At 71.2% G+C, this 22209-nt stretch carries 17 protein-coding genes and 1 pseudogene; 10 read left to right on the top strand and 8 right to left on the bottom strand.

Going from position 1 to position 22209, the window contains the following annotated elements; all coding sequences use genetic code 11:
* Positions 1 to 77 precede the first annotated feature (77 nt).
* Entirely contained in the window at positions 78 to 554 is a 477-nt protein-coding gene (locus tag ACZ6TB_RS32865) for a hypothetical protein (protein ID WP_465560989.1), read from the bottom strand.
* Positions 551 to 1453: an N-acetyl-1-D-myo-inositol-2-amino-2-deoxy-alpha-D-glucopyranoside deacetylase gene (mshB, locus tag ACZ6TB_RS32860; protein WP_465560986.1), complete on the bottom strand. Its 903-nt coding sequence runs from the start codon at positions 1451 to 1453 to the stop codon at positions 551 to 553. The genes ACZ6TB_RS32865 and mshB overlap by 4 nt, the downstream gene beginning before the upstream one ends.
* A 154-nt stretch (positions 1454 to 1607) precedes the next feature.
* Here mshB and ACZ6TB_RS32855 point away from each other — a divergent pair, with 154 nt between their 5' ends.
* The 8 genes and pseudogenes from ACZ6TB_RS32855 (at position 1608) to ACZ6TB_RS32820 (ending at position 12056) form a co-directional block, all read left to right on the top strand.
* A complete protein-coding gene (locus tag ACZ6TB_RS32855; RefSeq protein WP_465561494.1) occupies positions 1608 to 3398 on the top strand; it encodes a S9 family peptidase in 1791 nt (596 codons plus the stop codon).
* A gap of 287 nt (positions 3399 to 3685) precedes the next feature.
* Positions 3686 to 3898: pseudogene (locus ACZ6TB_RS32850) on the top strand (Uma2 family endonuclease); the annotation flags it as partial.
* 32 nt (positions 3899 to 3930) lie between these two features.
* The gene (locus ACZ6TB_RS32845; RefSeq protein WP_465560983.1) at positions 3931 to 5385 is read left to right on the top strand and encodes a TldD/PmbA family protein; all 1455 of its coding nucleotides are present in this window, start codon (positions 3931 to 3933) and stop codon (positions 5383 to 5385) included.
* Positions 5382 to 6845 carry a TldD/PmbA family protein gene (locus ACZ6TB_RS32840; protein WP_465560981.1) on the top strand — a complete coding sequence of 488 codons (1464 nt, stop codon included), beginning with the start codon at positions 5382 to 5384 and terminating at the stop codon, positions 6843 to 6845. The genes ACZ6TB_RS32845 and ACZ6TB_RS32840 overlap by 4 nt, the downstream gene beginning before the upstream one ends.
* Positions 6846 to 6906: 61 nt before the next feature.
* Positions 6907 to 8073 carry a hypothetical protein gene (locus tag ACZ6TB_RS32835; RefSeq protein ID WP_465560978.1) on the top strand — a complete coding sequence of 389 codons (1167 nt, stop codon included), beginning with the start codon at positions 6907 to 6909 and terminating at the stop codon, positions 8071 to 8073.
* Positions 8074 to 8283: 210 nt separating this feature from the next.
* Positions 8284 to 9090, top strand: coding sequence for a hypothetical protein (locus ACZ6TB_RS32830; protein WP_465560975.1), 807 nt, complete (start codon positions 8284 to 8286; stop codon positions 9088 to 9090).
* A 15-nt stretch (positions 9091 to 9105) separates the two neighbouring features.
* The gene (locus tag ACZ6TB_RS32825; protein ID WP_465560973.1) at positions 9106 to 11028 is read left to right on the top strand and encodes a fumarate reductase/succinate dehydrogenase flavoprotein subunit; all 1923 of its coding nucleotides are present in this window, start codon (positions 9106 to 9108) and stop codon (positions 11026 to 11028) included.
* A complete protein-coding gene (locus ACZ6TB_RS32820) occupies positions 11028 to 12056 on the top strand; it encodes a succinate dehydrogenase/fumarate reductase iron-sulfur subunit (RefSeq protein WP_465560971.1) in 1029 nt (342 codons plus the stop codon). Before ACZ6TB_RS32825 ends, ACZ6TB_RS32820 begins: the two co-directional genes overlap by 1 nt.
* Positions 12057 to 12336: 280 nt before the next feature.
* Here the strand turns inward: ACZ6TB_RS32820 and ACZ6TB_RS32815 are convergent, their stop codons facing one another.
* The 4 genes from ACZ6TB_RS32815 to ACZ6TB_RS32800 form a co-directional block, all read right to left on the bottom strand.
* Positions 12337 to 12882 carry a GNAT family N-acetyltransferase gene (locus ACZ6TB_RS32815; RefSeq protein WP_465560968.1) on the bottom strand — a complete coding sequence of 182 codons (546 nt, stop codon included), beginning with the start codon at positions 12880 to 12882 and terminating at the stop codon, positions 12337 to 12339.
* Entirely contained in the window at positions 12855 to 13751 is an 897-nt protein-coding gene (locus ACZ6TB_RS32810) for a MerR family transcriptional regulator (protein ID WP_465560966.1), read from the bottom strand. The genes ACZ6TB_RS32815 and ACZ6TB_RS32810 overlap by 28 nt, the downstream gene beginning before the upstream one ends.
* A 239-nt stretch (positions 13752 to 13990) precedes the next feature.
* A complete protein-coding gene (locus ACZ6TB_RS32805) occupies positions 13991 to 14755 on the bottom strand; it encodes a class I SAM-dependent methyltransferase (protein WP_465560963.1) in 765 nt (254 codons plus the stop codon).
* A 35-nt stretch (positions 14756 to 14790) separates the two neighbouring features.
* Entirely contained in the window at positions 14791 to 15552 is a 762-nt protein-coding gene (locus ACZ6TB_RS32800) for a TetR/AcrR family transcriptional regulator C-terminal domain-containing protein (RefSeq protein WP_465560961.1), read from the bottom strand.
* Positions 15553 to 15639: 87 nt separating this feature from the next.
* Between ACZ6TB_RS32800 and ACZ6TB_RS32795 the strand changes: the two genes are divergently transcribed.
* Positions 15640 to 17157 (top strand): MFS transporter, encoded by a 1518-nt coding sequence (locus ACZ6TB_RS32795; RefSeq protein ID WP_465560959.1) that lies wholly within the window; start codon positions 15640 to 15642, stop codon positions 17155 to 17157.
* Positions 17158 to 17258: 101 nt separating this feature from the next.
* On the opposite strand, the gene ACZ6TB_RS32790 is transcribed toward ACZ6TB_RS32795, so the two are convergent.
* Complete coding sequence (locus ACZ6TB_RS32790; RefSeq protein ID WP_465560957.1) at positions 17259 to 19505, bottom strand: glycoside hydrolase family 3 protein; 2247 nt, start codon at positions 19503 to 19505, stop codon at positions 17259 to 17261.
* Between the two features lie 290 nt (positions 19506 to 19795).
* On the bottom strand, positions 19796 to 20767 hold the full coding sequence (locus ACZ6TB_RS32785) for an aldo/keto reductase (protein WP_465560955.1): 972 nt from the start codon (positions 20765 to 20767) through the stop codon (positions 19796 to 19798).
* 137 nt (positions 20768 to 20904) lie between these two features.
* Between ACZ6TB_RS32785 and ACZ6TB_RS32780 the strand changes: the two genes are divergently transcribed.
* A complete protein-coding gene (locus ACZ6TB_RS32780) occupies positions 20905 to 21543 on the top strand; it encodes an alpha-ketoglutarate-dependent dioxygenase AlkB (RefSeq protein ID WP_465560952.1) in 639 nt (212 codons plus the stop codon).
* Positions 21544 to 22209: the final 666 nt, after the last annotated feature.

Below are 22209 nucleotides of genomic sequence, written 5' to 3'. Positions count from 1 at the left end.
CGTCCGGCGCTGGACCCGACGGCCATCTTTGCGGATGACGCGCCACGCGTACCTCGGGGAAGCCTGGGAGTCTGCTGCTAATCGCGGGGAATGCGCTTGAGGATCATGCGGTACGAGTAGACGGCGAACGTCAGGCTGCCGACCAGGATCATCACGAGCGCGACCCAGTCCTCGCCGCCGAGCAGGTAGTCGCCCTCGTGCGTGCGCACCCCGGCCGCGAACAGCATCATCAGCGTCCAGAGCGCCCATGGCGGCCCCATCGCCCAGCGCCGCCCGGTGGTGCTGACCGCGAACCAGGCGATGGCCCAGTTCGCCACCACCGCGAGCAGGATCGACAGCCCGATCACCGGGCCGCGGCCGGAGCCGATCGCGTCGCCGCGCCAGATCGTGCCGAGGTCGCCCCAGCGCAGCGTGGTGAGCAGCAGCTCGAGCGCGCCGGTCACGACGGCCGCGACCACCGCGACGATCACCCCGCCGGCCCGGATCACCGGTTCCCAGCCGCTCGGCTTCTGCGCCGGCTCGGTGACCGGCTCGGTGACGGGCGCCTCGGTCATCTCGTGGCCGAGTCCGCTATCGCGCGCTCGCCGACCTCGAGGCCGCTGAACAGGTCGCTCTCCCAGTTGTGCGGGCCCTCGCCGGCGCCGCGCTCGCCCTTGGCCAGCATGAAGTACTCCACGCCCATGAACTCACCGCCGAAGTCGCCGGCGATGCCGTAGAGCCAGGAGTTGTCCGGGATCTGGGTGGCGTGCGCCCGCATGGCCGCCATCTTCGCCTGGTAGTGGTCGGTGCCGTCCATCCGGGCCGCGATCTCTTCGTCGGTGTGCCCGAACGGCAGGTCCTCGACCTTTTCCACGTCGGCGAACGGGTTGTCGTCGAGCCCGCGGAACGCCTCCATGCCCTCGCGCAGGACACTCAGCGGCATCGCGGTCCAGTAGATCTTCTGCGGGCCGTCGGGACCGGCCAGCTCGGCCGCGCGCATGGCGACCCGGTGGGCCTGGATGTGGTCCGGATGACCGTAGAAGCCGTTCTCGTCGTACGTGATCATGACCTGCGGCCGGATCTCGCGAATGATCTCGAGGAGATGGGCCGCCGCCTCGTCCAGATCGGCGCCCCAGAACGCCCGGGGATGCTCGTTGGTCGGCAGGCCCATCATGCCGGAGTCGCGGTACCGCCCCGGGCCGCCGAGGACCCGGTGGTCGGTCACGCCGAGGGCGGCGCAGGAGCGGGCGAGCTCGGTCAGCCGGTAGCCGCCGAGCTGGTCGGCCTGCTTCGCCTCGAGCTGGGCCAGCTCGGGGACGTGTATCTCGCCCTCCTCGCCGAGGGTGCAGGTCACGAGCGTCACGTGCGCGCCGGAGGCGGCGTAGTGGGCCATCGTCGCGCCGGTGCCGGTGACCTCGTCGTCGGGGTGGGCGTGCACCAGCAGCAGGCGGCGTGCGGGCAGGGCGTCTGTCACGCGCGCAACTGTACGCGGGGCACCGGGCGCCCTTTTGCAACCCGGCTGCGAGTTTGCGCCCCGGGATACCGCCTTGATCAGCGATGCTGTCCGGGTGGACTACCCCGGACTCGCCGCTCGCACCGGTCACTTCCGCTACGGCGCGCCGCACGCCGTGACGATCGGTTCCGACGGCGGCCGGGTGGCCTTCCTGCGCTCGGGCGGCCCCGAGGACCCGTCCGCGGCGCTCTGGACCCTCACGGTGGCCACCGGGGCCGAGGCGAAGATCGCGGACGGACCCATTCCCGCGTACGCCGTGGACCGGGACGCCCGCGTCGCCGCTTTCGTGCGCGACGGCCGTCTCTTCCGCGCCGACCTGGTCGCGGGCGGCGTCACCGAGGTGCCGACCGCCACCCCCGTCCGGGATCCCCGCCCCGACCCGACCGGCCGCAGCATCGGCTACGTCAGCACGGCCGGCGGCTCGGCGGCGCTGCGGGTGGCCGGTCCCGGCGGCGACCGGCTGCTGGCGGGCGAGCCCGGGACGGCCTGGCGGGAGCACGGCGGCCTGATCTCGTGGGGCGTGCCCGACCCGGCCGCGGTCCAGTTCGGCCGGCGGCGGGGCTGGTGGTGGTCGCCGGACGGGAACCAGATCCTGGCCACGCGCACCGCCGGGGCGACCAGCCTGCACCTGCTCGACCTCGACGAGGGCTGGGTGGATGTGCATTGGGACCGGGAGACCTATCCGTACGTGGTGAACGTGCGCTGGGACGACGGTGGCGGGCCGCTGATCACCGTCCTGCGCCGGATGCAGCAGCACGGGCTGGTGCTCGCGATCGACCCCCGGACCGGGGAGACCCAGGTGCACGCCGAGCTCGCCGACGCCCGCTGGGTGGAGCCGGTGGCCGGGACGCCGCGGCACCTGCCGGACGGCCGGGTGCTGGTGGGCGGGGAGCTCGCGCACGACGGCTTCGACGCGCGCTGCCTGTTCGCCGACGGAAGCCTGCTGACCCCGCCCGGCCTCTACGTGCGGCGGGTGGTCGGGACGCTGCCCCGGGAGGGCGCTCCGGCCGGGGCGCCCGATCTCGTGGTCGAGGGAACCGAGACCGATCCGTCGTCGCAGGCCGTGTTCCGCGTACGGACGTCTCTCGGAGGAGGCGGCGCCGAGGCCCGCAAGATCAGCTTGACCCCCGGCTGGCATCGCGCCGAGGCCGCCGCCGACGTCCTGGTCGTCGACGACACCGTGTGGCGCGGCGACGCCCGCGTCGCCACCCTCCGCAACCTCGCGGCGCCGCTCCCCTACCACCCGAGCCCGATCCTCGAACGCGTCACCGACCGGCGGCTTCCCGCGGCGGTGCTCTATCCGGCGGGCTTCGTCGGCGGCGCGAAGATCCCCGTGCTGGTCACGCTGGGCGAGGGAACCGGCCACCAGCAGGTGGTGACCGACCCGGCCGCGTGGCAGGAGCGGCAATGGTGGGCGGACGCCGGCTTCGCGGTGGTCAGCGTCGACAGCCGGGGTACGCCCGGGGTGACGCCCAGCTTCGAGAAGGTGGTCCACCGCCGGCTCGGCGACGTCGCCCTGACCGACCAGGTCGACGCCCTGCACGCCCTGCTGGGCAAGCACCCGGACCTCGACCTGACCTCGGTCGCGGTGCGCGGCACGGGCCTGGGCGGCTGGCTCGCGGCGATGGCCGTGCTGCGCCGCCCCGAGGTCTTCCACCGGGCCGTGGCCCGCACCCCGGTCACCGACTGGTACGACCTGCCGGCCCCGTTCGCCGAGCGCTACCTGGGCGACCGCCAGGACGCGACCGACGTCTACGTCCACCACAGCCTGGCCGAGGCCGCCGCCCAGTCCGACCGCTCCCGCCCGTTGCTCCTGATCGGCGCGACCCTCCCGGGCATCGATTCGACCCCGTCCGCCACCCTCGACGAGGAGCTGGCCTTCCTCCGGGAGCGCCCGGCGAGGTAGTCGCGAGGAGAGTTGGCATGAGACTAGTCTTTGTGAGAGAGTCTGACCTCGATCGCAGGGGAGACGCCATGACGACAGCCATCTTCAGCGACGCGCAGCCGATGTCCGAAGAGCAGTTCTTGGCCATCGGCAGGGCTTCAGGTGCTCGAAGCGGTGAACCTCCGAGTCGGTCCGAGTCGAATCCCCATCCCGGACCTCGTCATCGCGACGGACATCAACCTGGAGGAGTTGGTGATCGACGCCTCGGACGTTCGCCTCGTCTGTGAGATCACCTCCCGTCCGACGCCACCACCGACAAGGTGCTGAAGATGCACTACTACGCGGAGGCCGGCATCCCTTGGTATCTCGTCGTCGATACCAAGTTGAGCGCCCTGCGCCTCTACCACCTGGACAGCGACAAGTACTTGGAAGAGACGGCCCGGGAGACGGGCGACGTCCTCCGGCTGACCGAGCCGATCGCGGCGGTCATCGACCCGGCGGAGTTGCGGTCGCGGGCCTGAGTTTTGTCGTACCGGTCACCTAGGGTCGGTGCATGAGCCACTTCGATGAGGCGTCGGCCGCGGTCCAGGCCGCTCTCGACGCCGGGGCGCGTTATGCGGACGCACGCATCATGGTGCGCCGCACCGAGTCGATGACCGCGCGCGACGGGGATGTCGAGGATCTGAGCTCCGACGAGAGCGCCGGCCTCGGCGTACGGGCTCTGGTCGGTTCGAGTTGGGGTTTCTACGCCGTGCCCGACCTCTCCGTGGCCGCCGCTCGCGCCGCCGGGCGCCGGGCCGCGCAGATCGCCGCGGCCAGCGCCATCGTGCCCGGTCCACCCATCGAGCTGGTGCCACCGATCGAGCTGGTGCCGGCCGGCGCCGGTTCGGCGAGCTGGGCCAGCGACTGCGTGGTCGACCCGATCGGCGTTCCGCTCTCCACCAAGGGCGACCTACTGGTCCGCGCGACCACCGCGGCCAAGGAGGCGGGGGCCGACATCGCCGAGGCCCTCTACCAGATCTGGGACACCCGCAAGTGGTTCGTCTCCAGCGAGGGCCACCGCATCGACCAGCACATCCGCGAGTGCGGCGCGGGCGTCAACGCCAGCGTGATCGGCGACGGCGAGGTGCAGCGCCGGTCCTGGCCGTCCAACCGCGGGCAGCACGGCACCCGCGGCTGGGAGCTGGTCGACGAGCTCGACCTGATCGGCAACGCGCCGCGCATGGCCGAGGAGGCGCGCGCCCTGGTCACCGCGCCGCTGTGCCCGGCCGGCGAGACCACCCTGATCCTCGGCGGCGAGCAGCTCGCCCTGCAGATCCACGAGTCGGTGGGGCACGCCATCGAGCTCGACCGCATCCTCGGCTGGGAGGCCGCGTTCGCCGGCACCAGCTGGCTCGACCTGGCCAAGCTCGGCTCGCTGCGCTACGGCTCCGAGCTCATGAACATCACCATCGACCCCGGCATCCCGGGCGCGCTCGGCAGCTTCGGCTACGACGACGAGGGCACCCCGGCCACCAAGCGCGACGCGGTTCGCGACGGCATCTGGGTGGGCGTGCTGGCCGGGCGCGACTCGGCCGCCGTCGCCGGCCTCGACTACGCCGGCAGCGTCCGCTCCGACGGCTGGGCGCGGCTGCCGATGGTCCGCATGACCAACGTGGGTCTCGAGCCCGGCCCGCACACGCTCGACGAGATCATCGCGGCCACCGACGACGGCGTCTACATGGAGACCAACCGCTCCTGGTCGATCGACGACCGCCGGCTCAACTTCCAGTTCGGCTGCGAGATCGGCTACGAGATCAAGAACGGGAAGCGCGGCCGGCTCCTGCGCAACCCGACCTACACCGGCATCGGCCCCCGGTTCTGGCAGTCGATGGACATGCTGTCCTCGGAGACCATCGCCTGGGGCACACCCAACTGCGGCAAGGGGCAGCCCGGCCAGGTGGGTCACACCGGCCATCCGGCGGCGCCGGCTCGCTTCACCGACGTACGAGTGGGGGTGCGCGGATGAGCGCCGAAAACGCCCGGACCGGGGCCGAGCTCGAGCTGGCCGCTCGCGTGATCGAGCTGGTGCGCTCGGCCGTGGGAGCGTCCGCGCAGGCCGAGGTCAACGTGCAGCACCGGGCCGAGGCGCTGACCCGGTTCGCCAACTCGGCCATCCACCAGAACGTGGCCGACGCGACCACCACGGTCCGGCTGCGGATGCACCTCGATGGGCGTACGGCCGCGGGCTCCACCACGGTCACCGACGCCGACGGGCTGCGCGCCCTGGTCGACCGCACCGTCGACGCGGCGCGGCTCAGCCCGGCCGACGCGTCCTGGCCCGGCCTCACCCCGCCGATGCCGCTGCACCAGTCGGCGGGCTATCACGGCTCGGGCGACCGCTCGGGCCTCGACTTCGGCTTCGACGAGGCGACCGCCCGCGCCACCCCGGCCGAGCGCGCCGAGCGGGTTCGCGACTTCGTGCGCGCGGCCGGCGGCCTCGAGACGGCCGGTTACTGCCGCACGATCTACCAGGCGGCGGCGTTCGCCAACAGCGCCGGCCAGGCGGTCGAGGGCCGCGCGGCCGAGGCGGCGATGGACGGCATCGCCCGGCACAACGGCGCCGACGGCGTGGCCCGGCTGGCCGGCGGCCGCCTCGCCGGCATCGACGGCGCCCGGCTCGGCGCGCGGGCCGCGGCCAAGGCGCGGGCCGGGGATCGCCCGATCGAGCTGCCGCCCGGCCGCTACGAGGTGGTGCTCGAGCCCGAGGCGGTCGCCGACCTGCTGGGCAACTTCATGATGTTCGGCTTCAACGGCAAGACGTACGCGCAGCGCCAGTCCTTCGCCGAGCTGGGCGCCGAGCAGTTCGACCCGTCGGTGACCATCGTGGACGACCCGCTCGGCAGCCGCGGCGAGCCCGCCCCCGACCTGCCCTTCGACGGCGAGGGCACGCCACGCGAGACGCTGGTGCTGGTCCGCGACGGCGTGACCAAGGCCGTGGCCCACGACCGCCGGACGGCCGCCGAGGCCGGCGCCGACCCCACCGGCCACGCGTGGGAGCTGTCCCGCACCTGGGGCCCGGTCCCCACCCACCTGCGCCTCGAGGCCGCGGCCGCCGCCACCGAGCCGCCCCTGCCGCCCGCCGACCCGGCCAGTCCGATCGCCGAGTCGGCACGCCCCCTGGTCGCCCGCATGGAACGCGGCCTGCTGATCACCGACCTCTGGTACACGAGGGTCCTCGACCCGAAAAGCCTGGTCATCACCGGCCTGACCCGAAACGGCGTCTGGTTGGTCGAGAACGGCGAGGTGACGGCGGCGGTGAGCAACATGCGATTCACCCAGTCCTACCCGCAGGCCCTGGGCATCGGCATGGTCCACGGCATCGGCAGCGAGTCGGTCCTGCTCCCCGACAGCTGGGCCGGCGTCCGTTACGCGGCGCCCGCATTGCACCTGGCCTCGTGGAACCTGACCGGCAACGCCTCCGGCTGACGCCCTGCCCGCCCATCTCGCGCGGCGTGGCGCACATTGACCGGCGTGTTTCACTGGGCCGGTGAGCGACACGCCGCGCGATCCGGATGACGACGACGTCCCGACCAGCCGTCTCCCCCTCGGCCGGGGCGGCCGCGACAGCGCCGACGACCCGGTGACCGGCCCGCCGGCGGACACGTCGAGCGCGCCCGACCGAGGCGGCCCGGCCAGGTGGGCGACCGGCGGAACCTTTTCCGACGACTCCGACCCCGCCGGCGGCTCCGCCCTCGCGGGTAACAGCTCGCCCGGCGACTCCGACCTGGCTGCCGGCGTGCCCGCGTCCGGCGACTCCCGTGCGTTCGACGACGCCGACTCGCCGGACAAATCCGATTTATCCGTCACGAGGGGTGGGGGCGGCAGCACAGCGGACGGCGGGGCGGGCAGCAGCAACACAGTGGGCGGCAGGGCGGCCAGCGGCAGCACAGCGGGCGGCAGCACAGCGGGCGGCGGGGCGGGCAGCGGCACAGCGGACGGCAGCACGGCGGGCGGCGGGGCGGGCAGCAGCAGCAAAGCGGGCAGCGGCAGGGCGGGCGGCGGCCGGGCGGGCGGCGGCCGGGCGGGTGGCGGCCGGGCGGGTGGCGGCTGGGCGAGCAGCACAGCGGGCGGCGGCCGAGCGGGCAGCGGAGGCGGCAAGGGCAGCGGGCGGCGGCGGATGTTCAGCCTTGGGCCCGCGGGCGGCGGCGGCGACGAGCGGCAGCGTCGGCGGCGGTGGTTCGTGGCCGGCATCTCCGTGGCGGCGGCGATCGTGGTGGCCGCGCTCTGTGCGGGGGCTCTCTCGATCGTCAACACCATCGACGGGGTGCGGGACCGGGCCTCGGCCGCCGGCGACTCGCGGCAGGCGCGCGACACCAACTGCCTCGACCTGGAGCGGCGGCTGAACACTCTCATCCCGCCGGGCTCGACCGCCACACCCGCCGGGCGGGCGACGGCGATCCGGGACGAGAACGCCGCCGTCCGGATCTACGTCGACCAGCTGGACGACCAGCGGGACGAGGACGCCTGGCGGCAACTGCTCGACGCCCGGACCGTCTATGCCGACGCTCTCGATCGGCAGGCCAAATCCCGTACGCCCGCGTTCTTCGTCGCTCCCGAGACCGACGACGGCCAGGCCGTGGCCGATGAGCTCGGCCAGTGGTCCCCGGCGTCCTGCGCCGGGTCGATCCGCCGGTTGGCGGCGCCGGAACTCTGATCGAAACCGGCCACCCGCCAAGATCAACTACCGCTCACAAGGCGGGCCGATGTGAGTAGGGCTCGATTTTGTGACGTAGACATCATCCCTGAGCCGCAAAGTGTCTGACCCCCGGCGTAACGTGTGCCACACATCACGGACGTATGGCGGCTGAAGGGCTCCCCGGCCCGTTAACAGCCGGGTCACAGGACAGGCACGTCAGGAGATCGAATGACGACGACGGCAACGAGGCCGGGCGCCGGGCGCACTCGCGCGGCGATTGCGGCGAAAACGTTGCGTACCGACCGATGGTGGTTTCCCCCACTTGTCACCTTCGTAGGTCTTGCGGCATGGGTCCTCTACGCGACCGTCCGCGTCTTCATGCACAAGTGGTATTACGTCTCGGATTACCACTACCTCACGCCGTTCTACTCGCCGTGTCTGACCGACCGGTGCGTGGAGGGCTCGGCCGAGTTCGGCACGCCGTTGCCGAGTGCCTGGTTCATCCCGGAGGCCGCCTTCACGCTGCCGTTCCTCCTGTTGTTCCGGCTCACGTGCTACTACTACCGCAAGGCGTACTACCGCGCGTTCTGGCTTTCCCCGCCGGCCTGCGCGGTGCCCGACGCCCACCAGAAATACACCGGAGAGACGCGCTTCCCGCTGATCTTCCAGAACATTCATCGGTACGCGTTCTTCGCGGCCGGGATCATCTCGCTGATCAATACATGGGATGCCATTCGCGCGTTCCAGAGCCCGGACGGGTTCGGGTTCGGCCTCGGCAACATCATCCTGGTCGGCAACGTGGTGATGCTCTGGGCGTACACGTTGTCCTGCCACTCTTGCCGCCACATCGCCGGCGGCCGGCTCAAGCACTTCTCCAAGCATCCGCTGCGGTACCGGTTCTGGACCTTCGTGTCCAAGCTCAACACGCGGCACATGATGCTGGCCTGGATCACGCTCGGCACGCTCGCGCTCACCGACTTCTATGTCATGGCCGTCTCCGCGCACTGGTTCAACGACCTGCGGTTCATCGGCTGAGAGGGAGCGACGACGATGACCACCCGAATCGAACGGCACCACTACGACGTTGTCGTGATCGGCGCCGGCGGCGCCGGACTGCGCGCGGCGATCGAGGCCCGGCTGGCCGGCAAACGCACCGCGATCATCTCGAAGTCCCTGTTCGGCAAGGCCCACACGGTCATGGCCGAGGGCGGCGCGGCCGCCGCGATGGGCAATGTGAACTCGCGCGACAACTGGATGGTGCACTTCCGCGACACCATGCGGGGCGGCAAGTTCCTCAACAACTTCCGGATGGCCGAGCTGCACGCCAAGGAGGCGCCCGAGCGCATCTGGGAACTCGAGACGTACGGCGCGCTCTTCGACCGCACGAAGGACGGCAAGATCTCGCAGCGGAACTTCGGCGGCCACGAGTACCCGCGCCTCGCCCACGTCGGCGACCGCACCGGCCTCGAGCTGATCCGCACCCTCCAGCAGAAGATCGTGTCCCTGCAGCAGGAAGACTTCGCCGAGACCGGCAGCTACGACTCGAAGATCCGGGTCTTCGCCGAGACCACGATCACCGAGCTGATGCTCGACGGCAACCGGGTCGCGGGCGCGTTCGGCTACTACCGCGAGACCGGCGAGTTCCTCCTGCTCGAGGCCCCGGCGGTGGTCCTGGCGACCGGCGGCGTCGGCCGCAGCTACAAGGTCACCTCGAACTCGTGGGAGTACACCGGCGACGGCCACGCGCTGGCCCTCCGCGCCGGCGCGACGCTGATCAACATGGAGTTCCTCCAGTTCCACCCGACCGGCATGGTCTGGCCGCCCAGCGTCAAGGGCATCCTGGTCACCGAGTCGGTCCGCGGCGACGGCGGCGTGCTGCGCAACTCCGACGGCAAGCGGTTCATGTTCGACTACGTCCCCGACGTGTTCCGCAAGCAGTACGCGGACACCGAGGAGGAGGCCGACCGCTGGTACACCGACCCCGACAACAACCGCCGCCCGCCGGAGCTCCTGCCCCGCGACGAGGTGGCCCGGGCGATCAACAGCGAGGTCAAGGCGGGCCGGGGCACCCCGGCCGGCGGCGTCTTCCTGGATGTCTCCACCCGCATGCCGGCCGAGACGATCATCAAGCGACTCCCGTCGATGCACCACCAGTTCAAGGAGCTGGCCGACGTCGACATCACCAAGGAGCCGATGGAGGTCGGACCGACCTGTCACTACGTGATGGGCGGGGTCGAGGTCGAGCCCGATTCGGCGGCGGCGCTCGGCAAGGTCGAGGGCCTGTTCGCGGCCGGTGAGGTGTCCGGCGGCATGCACGGCTCCAACCGGCTCGGCGGCAACTCGCTCTCCGACCTGCTGGTCTTCGGCAAGCGGGCGGGCGAGCACGCCTCGTCGTACATCGACGCGCTCACCAAGCGACCCAAGGTCAACACGTCGGACGTGGAGTCGGCAGTCGACGTGGCTTTGGCGCCGTTGCAGCGGCAGAGCGGCGAAAACCCGTACACGCTGCAGCAAGATCTTCAGGCCGTGATGGGTGACCTGGTCGGCATCATCCGGCGGGCCGGTGAGCTGAGTGACGCGCTGAAGCGGCTGCAAGACCTCAAGCTGCGGGTGGCGAACGTCGGCGCGACCGGCGGCCGGCAGTACAACCCGGGCTGGCACCTCGCGCTCGATCTGCGCAACATGCTGGTCGTCTCGGAGTGCACGGCGAAGGCCGCGCTCGAGCGGGAGGAGTCGCGCGGCGGCCACACCCGCGAGGACTTCCCGGGGATGAGCGCCGACTGGCGCAAGGTCAACCTGGTCTGCTCGGTCGACGCCGACGGCGACGTGCACCTCGAGCGCAAGCCGCTGCCGAAGATGCGCGAAGAGCTGATCACGCTGTTCGATCGCACCGAGCTGTCGAAGTACCTCACCGATGACGAAATGACCGACTTCGACGCGCTGGCCGGCGCGAGCAAGACGGAGGCGAAGTAATGGGCACCAAGCGCCACTTCCGCGTCTGGCGCGGCGACTCGTCCGGCGGCGACATCCAGGACTACGACGTCGAGGTCAACGACGGCGAGGTCGTGCTCGACATCATCCACCGGCTGCAGGCGACGCAGACGCCCGACCTGGCCTGCCGGTGGAACTGCAAGGCCGGCAAGTGCGGGTCCTGCTCGATGGAGATCAACGGCATGCCCAAGCTGGGCTGCATGACGCGGATGTCCACCTTCGAGGAGGACGAGACCATCACGATCACGCCGCTGCGGACCTTCCCGGTCATCCGCGACCTGGTCACCGACGTCTCCTTCAACTACGAGAAGGCACGCGAGACGCCCGCGTTCGCACCGCCGGAGGGCGTCGCCCCGGGGCAGTACCGGATGCAGCAGGTCGACGTCGAGCGCTCGCAGGAGTTCCGCAAGTGCATCGAGTGCTACCTCTGCCAGAACACCTGCCACGTGGTGCGCGACCACGAGGAGAACAAGACGGCCTTCTCCGGGCCGCGGTTCTTCATCCGGGCCGCCGAGCTCGACATGCACCCGCTCGACGCGCGCACCGACCGCAAGGACTACGCGCAGGCGCACCAGGGCCTCGGCTACTGCAACATCACCAAGTGCTGCACCGAGGTCTGCCCCGAGCACATCAAGATCACTGACAACGCGATCATCCCGATGAAGGAGCGCGTGGTCGACCGCCGCTACGACCCGCTGGTCTGGCTCGGCCGCAAGATCTTCCGGCGCGACCAGCTGGAGAACGAGCCGGCCCCGGCCGCGCGTGCGCCCCGGGTTCCCGCCGGCGTCACGGCCGGGCCCGAGGTCCACACGGCGGGCACCCCGTTCACGAGCGCCCGCCCGAGCGAGGCCCCCTCGGTCCGCGACGACGGCAAGATGGACGTCGCCGAGCTGGCGCTCCCGCATCAGGGCGGGCCGTCCCCGTTCGGGGACGACCAGGAGTTCCCGATGCCGACGGATCAGCTCACCTACAACCCGCCGTCGAAGGAAAACCCCGACGCCGAGCATTAGTTCGCCGGGCCGGCTCCTTCGGGGGCCGGCCCGTTGTTTCTCGGCGGGCCCGTCTTTCTCGGCGGGCCCGTTTTGCTCTGCCGCCCGCTTTCTCAGCGGGTCCGTTCTTTCTCAGCGCGACCCTTCTCTCAGCGCGCCCCTTCTCTCAGCGCGCCCCTTCTCTCAGCGCGACCCTTCTCTCAGCGCGACCCTTCTCTCAGCGCGACCCTTCTCTCAGCGCGACCCTTCTCTCAGCGCGACCCTTCTCTCAGCGCGACCCTCTTCTCGCCGGCGCCCTCGCTCAGCGGGGCTCGGCCGGTGGGTCGCCGGCTTCGGTGGTGAGCTCCTTCTGGGCGATGGCGATGTCGTGCCAGGCGCCGTTCTTGTAGCCGATGCGCGGATGCACGCCGACCGGGCGGAACCCGAGCGCCGCGTGCAGGCCTTCGCTCGCCGGGTTGGGCAGCGTCATCTTGGCCACGGCCACCCGGAAGCCGCGCTCGGTCAGGCGGGCCAGGAGCGCTTCGTAGAGGGCTCGGCCCAGACCCGAGCGGCGGCGTGCCGCGGAGAGATAAATGCTTGTCTCACATGACCATCGGTACGCCTCGCGGGCCGCGAACGGGCGGGCGTAGGCATACCCGGCCACCTCGCCGTCGATCTCGGCCACCAGCCAGGCGTGCCGTCCGGACGCCTCGCGGATGCGGGCCGCCATCTCCGTCTCGGTCGGCGGGCTCAGCTCGAAGCTGACGGCGGTGTCCAGCACGAACGGCCGGTAGATCGCGACGCAAGCGGCGGCGTCGGAGTCACCCGCGTCGCGAATCGTCAGCTCCGTCGATGCTTGCTCAGCCAACTCAGGACCTCCAGCGCGTGCATCGCGGGGGCGGCGATCGGATGAAAGACATGCTCGATCAGGTCGTCCCGGATCACCAGCGTGAGGCGCCGATAGAGAACCATGTCACCCGCGCCGAACGTGGGCAGGCCGAGCGTGGTCGCGAGCGTCATGCGGGGGTCGGGCAGCAGCGGGTAGGGCAGCCGCAGCCGGTGGACGAGCTCGCGCTGGTAGCCGCTGGACTGCGCGGACAGCCCGAACACCCGGGCGGCGCCGGCCGCGAGCAGCTCGGCGTGGTGGTCGCGAAACCAGGACGCCTGCTCGGTCGAGCCGCGCGCGCCCGGGATCTCCAGGAGGCTGTCGGGCAGGTCGACGCCCGGCCGCCCGGTCAACGGGTAGACGAACACGATGCTGCGCCCCGGCCCGAGCCCGGCCAGATCGATCGGGCGCCCGTCGGTCGCGTAGAAGCTCAGGCTCGGCACTAGCGAACCGATCAGCCCACTCGGATCGGCGCTGCCCCGCCCCGGCGCCGGCGGCCGCACTCGGCCGGCGGCCACGTCGAGCCGCTCGCGCAGACCGTCCCGCTGGGCGGAGAGCTTGCCGATCCGTTCGTGGAGCCCGTCGATCGCGCTGCGGTAGGTGGCGACCGCGGCCGCGCACACATCGGCGTCCCGTCCGTCGGCGAGGCTCTCCACGAACGGCCGCGTCTCCTCCACGCTGAGCCCGAGCGCGGTCAGCTCCCGAATCTGCTGCACAAGCCGCACCGCGATCGGCTCATACTCCCGATACCCGTTGCCGAGCCGACGCGGCACGACGAGCCCGGCCGCCTCGTAATACCGAAGCGCCCGCACCGTGGTCCCGGTGCGGCGCGCCAACTCACCCACCCGCATGCGGCGACCCTAAACCCGCACCCGGGGGTACGGGTCAACGCTGTTCCGCCCCTCACGCGGCCGCCCGGCAAGCCATCCCCGCCCAGCGCCCCTGCCCAGCGCCGCCCCTGCCCAGCGCCGCCCTGCCCAGCGCCGCCCCTGCCCAGCGCAGCCCCTGCCCAGCGCCACCCCCGCCCAGCGTCGCCCCCGTCAGCGCCGCAGTTTCAGCGCCGCACAGTCGGTCGCGCGGGGCGGTGTCGTCACGGGCGGCCGATCAGCAGGCGCAGCGAGCCGAGGAACTCGGGCTGGTCACGCAGATACCCGTACCTCCTCTGCCACTCACCGGACGCCAGGTCGGACCGCAAGTTTTCGACGGCCCGGTTTGTCGCCTCGGGCGACACGAAGCCCCACGCCGACTGGGCCGCGCGCACCCGTGGGTCGAGGAACGCCTCCGGCCGCGCGTAGAAGGCCTCGGTGAAGCCGTCCACGCAGTCGATCGGGATCGGCACCTCGATCACCTCGGCGGTCCGCCCGATTGCCGCCGCGATCTCCGGCACCGCCGGGTAACGCCGCCGCTCGGCCGCGACCAGTTCCGGCACGTACGCCGCGAGCCACAGTCTCTCCAGTTCCTCTCCGTCGAAGGTCAGCACCACGACCGGGCCGCGTGCCACCCGGCGCAGCTCGGCCAATCCACGGGCCGTGCCGCGCCATTGGTGCACGGTCACGGTCGCCATCACCGCGTCGAAGGCGTCGTCGTCGAACGGCAGCCGTTCCGCGGTCGCGTTCACGGCCGGCGCCGCGCCCGGCGGCCGTTGCGCCCGCATGGCCGCCGACGGCTCGACCGCCAGCACGTATCGGTCGTCGGGTTCGTAGGAGCCCGCACCGGCGCCGACATTCAGCACCGTGCGGGCGTCGCCGAGCGCCGAGTGGATCAGCGTGGCGATCCGCGGGTCGGGGCGACGGCGCCGTGCATAGCCCTGACCGTGGGTGTCGTAGTCGAAGTCTCCCGCGAGCGTCTGCGTCATGCGGGGAAAGCTAAACCCCTCCCCCAGGGGGAGAGTCAAGCCCGATTTTCGCCCCGCGCCGCCGGTTTTCCGGCCGCGAGCCAGTGCTCGAGGCCGTCGAGGATGCGCTCGAGCCCGAAGGCGAAGCCCTCGTCCCAGATCTGGTGCGGGTCGACCAGGTCGATCGGGTTGGCCTGGCGCCACTCGGCGAAGTGCGGATGGTCGGGCGCGAGCTGGTCGAGGTAGGGATCGAGCCCCTTGTAGTACTCCGCGATCGGCACGTTGGCCTGCTCGAGCGCGGCGACGGCGGCGGCCTGGGTGGTGGCCGAGCCGATCGCGTGCCCGTTCAGCAAGCCGCCGACGTGCGACAAGGCGTACCCGCTGAATCCGGCCTCCATGAGCAGGGCGATCATGCGCTCGCCCATGCGCATCGCGTTGGGACCGAGGGTGGGTTTGGTGCCGAGCAGGGCGATCGCCCAGGGATGGCGCAGCAACGTCCCGCGCATGCCGTTGGACAGCACCGACAGACTGATGCGCCATGGCGCGTCGCCGGGCTCGGGGACGTAGACCTCGCCGAGCACCTCGTCGATGGCCAGCTCCAGCAACTCGTCCTTGTTCGCCACGTGCCAGTAGAGAGAGGTGGCGCCGGCGTCGAGCCGGGTGCCGAGCCGGCGCATGCTCAGCCCGGTCGTGCCCTCGGCGTCGAGCAGCTCGATCGCGACGCGGACGATCTGCTCGCGGCTGAGCGTGGGCTGGCCACCGCGGGCGCGGGGCGGCCGGGTCCAGACCGAGTGGACGAAATCCGGCTTCGAAGGCATGCCTCCATCTTATAAGGGGTCGAACAGCGTGCGACTTCGATGGTACGGTGTTCGAGTCAATCGCACACCGTACGAGAGAGGCCCGTCATGCCCGACCGCAACCCGCGTCGCTGGTTGATTCTCGGCGTGCTCTGCCTGAGCCTGCTCGTGGTCGTCATCGACAACATGGTGCTCAACATCGCGATCCCGTCGCTGATCCGCGACCTCGACGCGAGCCCGTCCGAGATCCAATGGATCATCGATTCCTACATCCTGGTCTTTGCCGGCCTGCTGCTCACGGCCGGCAGTCTTTCTGACCGGTACGGGCGACGCCGGGGCCTGATCATCGGGCTGATCGTGTTCGGGAGCGCCTCGGGGCTGGCCACGATCTGCCAGACGCCCGAGCAGCTGATCGCCGCGCGCGGACTGATGGGCATCGGTGGCGCGTTCCTGATGCCGGGCACCCTGTCGATCCTCACCACGGTCTTCGACGATCAGGAGCGCAAGAAGGCGATCGCCATCTGGAGCTCGGTGCTGGCACTCGGCGCCCTCGGCAGCCCGGTGATCGGCGGCCTGCTGCTTCAGCATTTCTGGTGGGGCTCGGTCTTCCTGGTGAACGTTCCGGTGGCCGCGATCGCCGTGATCGCGGCGCTCTTGATCATTCCGGAGTCGCGCGGCGCGGCCACCCGGCCCGATCCGCTCGGCGCCCTGCTGTCCTTTGTGGGCCTGACCGCCCTGGTGTGGGCCGTCATCTCGACCGCCCGGGACGGCTGGGGGTCGCCGCAGACCATCGGTGGCTTCGTCGTCGCGGCGGTCGGGATCACCGCGTTCGCCCTGTGGGAGCGCAGCGTGGCCGAGCCGATGCTGCCGATAGCGCTGTTCCGCGACCGCAATTTCGCCGGCGCGAGCTTCTCGATCGTCCTGCTGTCGTTCTCGGCCGGGGGCGTGATCCTCGCCCTGACGCAATACATCCAGTTCGTGCTGGGCTATCCGCCGATCCGGGCCGGCCTGGCGTTCATTCCGATGATCGTCACGGTGATGGCGTTCAACGGCATCGGGGTGATCGTCGACAAGCGCCTCGGCACCCGGTTCGCGCTCGCTGCCGGCATGCTGTTGATGGGTGGCGGGTTCGCCATCCTCGCCTCCATCAACCCGGGCGACGGCTATCTGAAGCTGGCCGCCGCCTTGGTCGTGATCGGGGCCGGCAGTGGCACAGCCGGGCCGGCGGCATATGGCACGCTGCTCGCCGCCCTGCCGCCCGAGCGGGTCGGCGTCGGCTCGGCGGTGAACGACACCGTGCAGCAGGTGGGCACGGCCCTCAGCGTCGCGGTGCTGGGCAGCGTGCTCACGGCCGCGTATCGCTCGGCGATGCCCACCGATGTCGTGGCTCAGGCTCGCGACTCGATCGGCGACGCTCTGCGGATCGCCGCGCAGACGGGCGACGCGGCCTTGGCCCAGGTGGCGAAAGACTCCTTTGTGGACGCCGTGTCCACCACGTCACTGGTCGGCGTCTTCGGCGGCATCGCCGCGGCGATCGTGGCCACGGTCGTGCTGCGTCCCAAACCGAAGCCGGAAGCGCCCGCCGCCGGGGAGGAGCCGGCCCTCGTCTCGGAGTCGCGGCAATGACCAGCAACCGCTCGGCCGAGACGAGCCCCGGCCAAGTTGCCGTGATGAACGGCAACCGCCCGGCCGAGACGAGCCCGGCCGGGCGGCGGTTCGCCGATCGCTCAGGAGATGCTGAAGGAGCCGGTCAGCGGCAGCTCACGGGAGCTGGCACCGACCTGCACCGCGTAGGCGCCGGCGGCCGTGTCCCACTTGTGCTCGGCGGTGTTCCAGAAGCCGAGCGGGTGGTTCGGCGTCGACGCGTCGATCGTCAGCTGCACTCGGGTGCTCTGGCCGGGCTTGAGCTTGACCTGGTCGTATCCGACGAGTCGCTTGCCCGGTTCGCCGGTGGCCGAGGGCAGCGTGAGGTACATCTGCGGGGTCGCGGTTCCGGCCCGGCTGCCGGTGTTGCGCACGTCGAAGGTCACCGTCACCGTGCCGCGCGAGCCCTTCAGGTGCGGCGTGACCCGCAGGTTCTGGTAGGCGAACGTGGTGTACGAGAGGCCGTAGCCGAAGGGGTAGAGCGGCTCGATGTTCTGCGAGTCGTACCACTTGTAGCCGACCTTGAGGCCCTCGCTGTAGCTGACCTGACGGATCGCCGTGCTGCCGGCGGGCCGCGTGGTCGAGCCGTCGGCGAACGTGCCGGGGTACTGCGCGGGGGTGTTGGTGGGGATGTCGGTCAGCGATTTCGGGAAGGTCATCGGCAGCCGGCCGGTGAAGTCCACGTCGCCGTAGAGGAGACGGGCCAGCGCGGTGCCCTGCTGGTCACCGGGATACCAGGCCTCGACGACGCCCTTGACGCCGGCGAGCCACGGCATTGTCGTCGCCGTGCCGGTCTCGAGGACCACGACCGTGTTCGGGTTGGCGGCGGCGACCGCGGAGATCAAGGCGTCGCCGTTGCCGTCCAGGGCCAGCGTCGTACGGTCGGCGAACTCGCCCTGCTTCGCGTAACCGAAGACGACCGCGACATCCGCACCCTGCGCGGCCGCGGCGGCGGCGGCCGGGTCGGCCCCGTTGTTGTAGGTGACAGTCTGGCCGGCCGTGGCGGCCCGGGCCGTGATCGCGTCGAGCGGCGCGACCGGGTTCGGGCAGGCGGCCGAGTTGTCCCGGCCCTCGGCGCAGATCGTGCCGGCGCTGACGCCGTTGGTCGGCGTGTTCGAGGCGGTCTGGCCGATCACCGCGATCGTCTTGGCGTGAGCGGTCAGCGGCAGCACCGAGCCCTCGTTCTTGAGCAGCACCGAACCCTGCTCGGCGACGGCCTGCGCGACGGCCTTGTGCTCGGGAGTAGAGGTGGTCGTCGACGGCGTGGCCGGCAGCGGGTGGTCGAAGAGCCCGGCCTTGATATAGGCGCGTGCGACCCGGAATGCGGCGGTGTCGATCTGCGTCATCGAGACCTGGCCCGCGTCGAGCGCCGCCTCGATGTTCGCCGGCGTGTAGAAGCGGGGCCGGTTCAGCTCCTGGTCGAGGCCGTTGTTGAGCGACTGCGCGGTCGAGTGCACGGCCCCGAAATCGGAGGTGACGTAGCCGTCAAAACCGCCGTCGCCCTTGAGCAGGTTGTTGAGAACGGGACTCTCACACGCGTACGCACCATTGATTTGGTTGTAAGAACACATGATGCCGCCCGGCGAGGCCTTGCTGATGGCGATCGCGAAGGGCAGGTCGTAGACCTCGCGCAGGGTGCGTCCGTCGATGTTGGACGAGCTGGTCTGGCGGTCGAGTTCCTGCTCGTTGGCGACGTAGTGCTTGACGACGGTCATGACCGGCTGGCCCGGGTTGCCGCGCTGCATGCCGTCGATCGCCGCGGCCGCGAGGTTGCCACTGAGCAGGGAGTCTTCGCCGAGGTATTCGGGGGTGCGGCCGGCCAGCGGGGTGCGTGAGCTCGAGATGCCGGGCGCCAGCAGGACGTTCTTGCCGGCCTTGAACGCCTCGTCGGCCTGGGTCTTGCCCTTGGTGTACGCGAGGTCGTCGTTCCACGTGCCGGCGAGCGCGAGTTGGGCCGGGAAGACCGTCACCCCGGCCGGTCCGCGCACGTAGTCCGGGCCGTCGGCGTAGACCACGGTCGGGGTGCAGGCGACCTGGACGGGGTAGGTGACGCCGTTGAACGTGGTCTGGGCGGGTGAGTTCGCGGCTTGCTCGTCGAGCCAGCGGAGCTTCTGGCCGAGGGTGCTCGCCTGGAGGAGCAGCTTGGCGCGCTGGTCGGCGCTCTTGCGAGTGTCCATCCACGGGCAGCCGGCCGGGTAGCTGCTGCTGCCGCCGCGGTCGGTGCCGGCCGCGGGCACGCCGGGGCCGGTGGCCAGCAGCGTGCCGAGCGCCACGGAGGCGCCCAGTGCGGCGCCGAGCCGGCGTCGGGATTGCGTGTTGAAACGATTCACTTGCCAGCCTCCTAATCGGACCTCCGCATCGGGCGGGATGCGTCGGTTCGCTGGTGCGATCGAGTGAGGATTACGGGCGTTGATCGCCGAATGTCACCGGCTTGTTTCGCACCGGTGAACTTGCCTGATCATGCGCCCGCCGGTGGGCGCGGCCTAGTCCGATGTGCACCGGCGTTAGCACGAAACTCACCTCGGGCGTTCGCTGACGATCTGCTGAACGGCCATTTCCGCAGGCAGGAGGCTTGCCGTGCGTGGCACAGGGAAGGCCCGAGTAGGAACTGATCGGCCGGTCAATACCAGGACGGGCCGTACTCGACGTACGACCTCTCGAGGCCGGCGGCTTCATCGTCGGTGAGGTGGATGTCGAGCGTGGCGACCGCTTCGGTGAGGTGGTGCGGCTTGGTCGCCCCGACGATGGGCGCCGACACGAGGGGGTTACGCAGCACCCACGCCAGCGCAATCTGGGCCATGCTGACGCCGCGCGTCCGGGCGAGGTTCTCGACGGCGTTGATGACGGGCTCGTCGTGGGGTGAGTCGAAGGCCTGGACGACCTTGTCGGTGCTCGACCGGGTGCTTTGTTCGCCGGCCGGCCGAGCGAGGCGACCTTTGCCGTTCGGCGAGTACGGGACGAGACCCACGCCCATGTCGCCGCACATCGCCATCAGCTCGCGCTCGTCATGCCGCCGCAGCAGGTTGTACTGGTTTTGCATGGACACGAATCGCGTCCAGCCACCGAGGTCGGCGGCATGCTGCAGCTTCGCGAACTGCCACGCGTACATCGACGATGCACCGATATAGCGAACCTTGCCGGCCCTGATGATGTCGTGCAGGGCCTCCATGGTCTCCTCGACCGGGGTGTCGTCGTCGAAGCGATGGATCTGATAGAGGTCGACGTAGTCGGTCCCGAGCCGGGTCAGCGAGGCGTCGATCTGCTCCAGGATGGCCTTGCGCGACAGCCCGGATCCGCCGGGGCCGTCGTGCATCTTTCCGCGGACCTTGGTCGCGAGCACGATGTCCTCGCGGCGGGAGTACCGGGTGATGGCGCGACCGACGATCTCCTCCGAGGTACCTCTCTGGTAGACGTTCGCGGTGTCCCAGAAATTGACGCCGAGCTCGACGGCCTGGCGGAAGAACGGGCCGGCCTGGTCCTCGGTCATTGCCCAGGGGTGGGCGTCGGGTGTGGTCGGGTCGCCGTAGCTCATGCAACCGAGAGCCAGCCGGCTGACCCTCAGGCCGGTGCTGCCGAGGCGGGCGTGCTGCATCGATTGCTCCCTTGTCCGGGGCCATCCACCACGGCCGAGTCTTCCACGAAGGCGCCGGGAACGGCCGCCTTGCCACCGATATCCACAGGCCGCCGACGCCGGCCCCAGCCGTCGCACATCTGTACTAACATGGCCTGGTGACCAGCACTTACCAGCCATCGATGCTCGATCTCATGGGCGGGGCCGCTCCCGCCCCCACGCTCGAGCCGCTCGCGGGCATCACCCGCCATCGGCTGACCGCCGGCGCCTGGGTCGATGTGTTGCCCGGGTGGCTGCAGGGCTCCGACGAGGTCTTCGAGACGATGCTCGGCATCGACTGGCGGGCCGACCGCCGGCAGATGTACGACAACGTCGTCGCCGTCCCGCGCCTCCTGCGGTGGTACGGCGGCGACGAGCAACTCCCGCATCCGGCGCTGACCGAGGCCCGGCGGTCGCTGTCCGCGCACTACGCCGACGAGTTGGGCGAGGAGTTCGTCACGGCCGGCATGTGCCTCTATCGAGACGGCCGCGACAGCGTCGCCTGGCACGGCGACACGATCGGCCGGTCGGCGCGCCACGACACGATGGTCGCGATCCTGTCGCTGGGCTCGCCGCGTTACCTGTCGCTGCGCCCGCGAGCGGGCAACCACGACACGTTGCGCTTCCCGCTGGGCCACGGCGACCTGATCGTCATGGGCGGCTCCTGCCAGCGAACGTGGGAGCACGCGATTTTGAAGACCGCCAAACCGGTGGGGCCGCGGATCAGCGTGCAGTTCCGCCCGATCAACGTCGCCTGAGAGGAGGGGTCTCGGCACTGGCGCCGCCTGGTTCGGTGGGTGGCCGGTGGATCGGTGCGGAGAGGGCGCTTGGGCGGCGGCCGCTTGGGCGTGGAGGGATCGCCTTCGTCGCGGGCGGCGGCGAAAGGGAGCGCGGGCGAATTGGTGCGCGGGCGGAAACGGAGCGCTGGATGCGGCCGGCGCCGGATTGGGCAGGCGTGAGAGCGGCACGGCGCTGGAGTGACGTGGGCTGATCGGAGCGGGCGCGAGCTGACCGGGGCGGCGCGGGCGGCGCGGGCTGGGCAGCTCGATGCGGGCGGCGGGCTGGGCGCGGGCCGGCGCGGGCGCGCGGGCACCTGTGGGGCGGCCCGAGCGCGGGCTGACCGGGCGACGCGGGGCGCCTGTGGGGCCGACGCGCGCGATGCGGGGGCGACGCGGGCTGCGCGACGCGGGGCGGCGCAGGCTGGGCATCGCGGGGCGGCGCAGGCTGGGCATCGCGGGGCGGCGCAGGCTGGGCAACGCGGGGCCCGGCCCAGGCTGGGCGACGCGGGCTGGGCGTGGGCCGGCGCGGACACCCGCGGGTCGGCCCGAGCGCTGGCTGACCGAGGCGACACGGGGCTGGGCGGCGCAACGCGGGCGCCTGCGGGGCGACGCGGGCTGAGTGGGCGACGCGGGCTGAGTGGGCGA

It is taken from the genome of Actinoplanes sp. NPDC051537, from assembly GCF_055586105.1.
The sequence above is the reverse complement of the archived record's forward strand: the minus strand, read 5'-3'. Positions and strand labels throughout refer to the sequence as shown.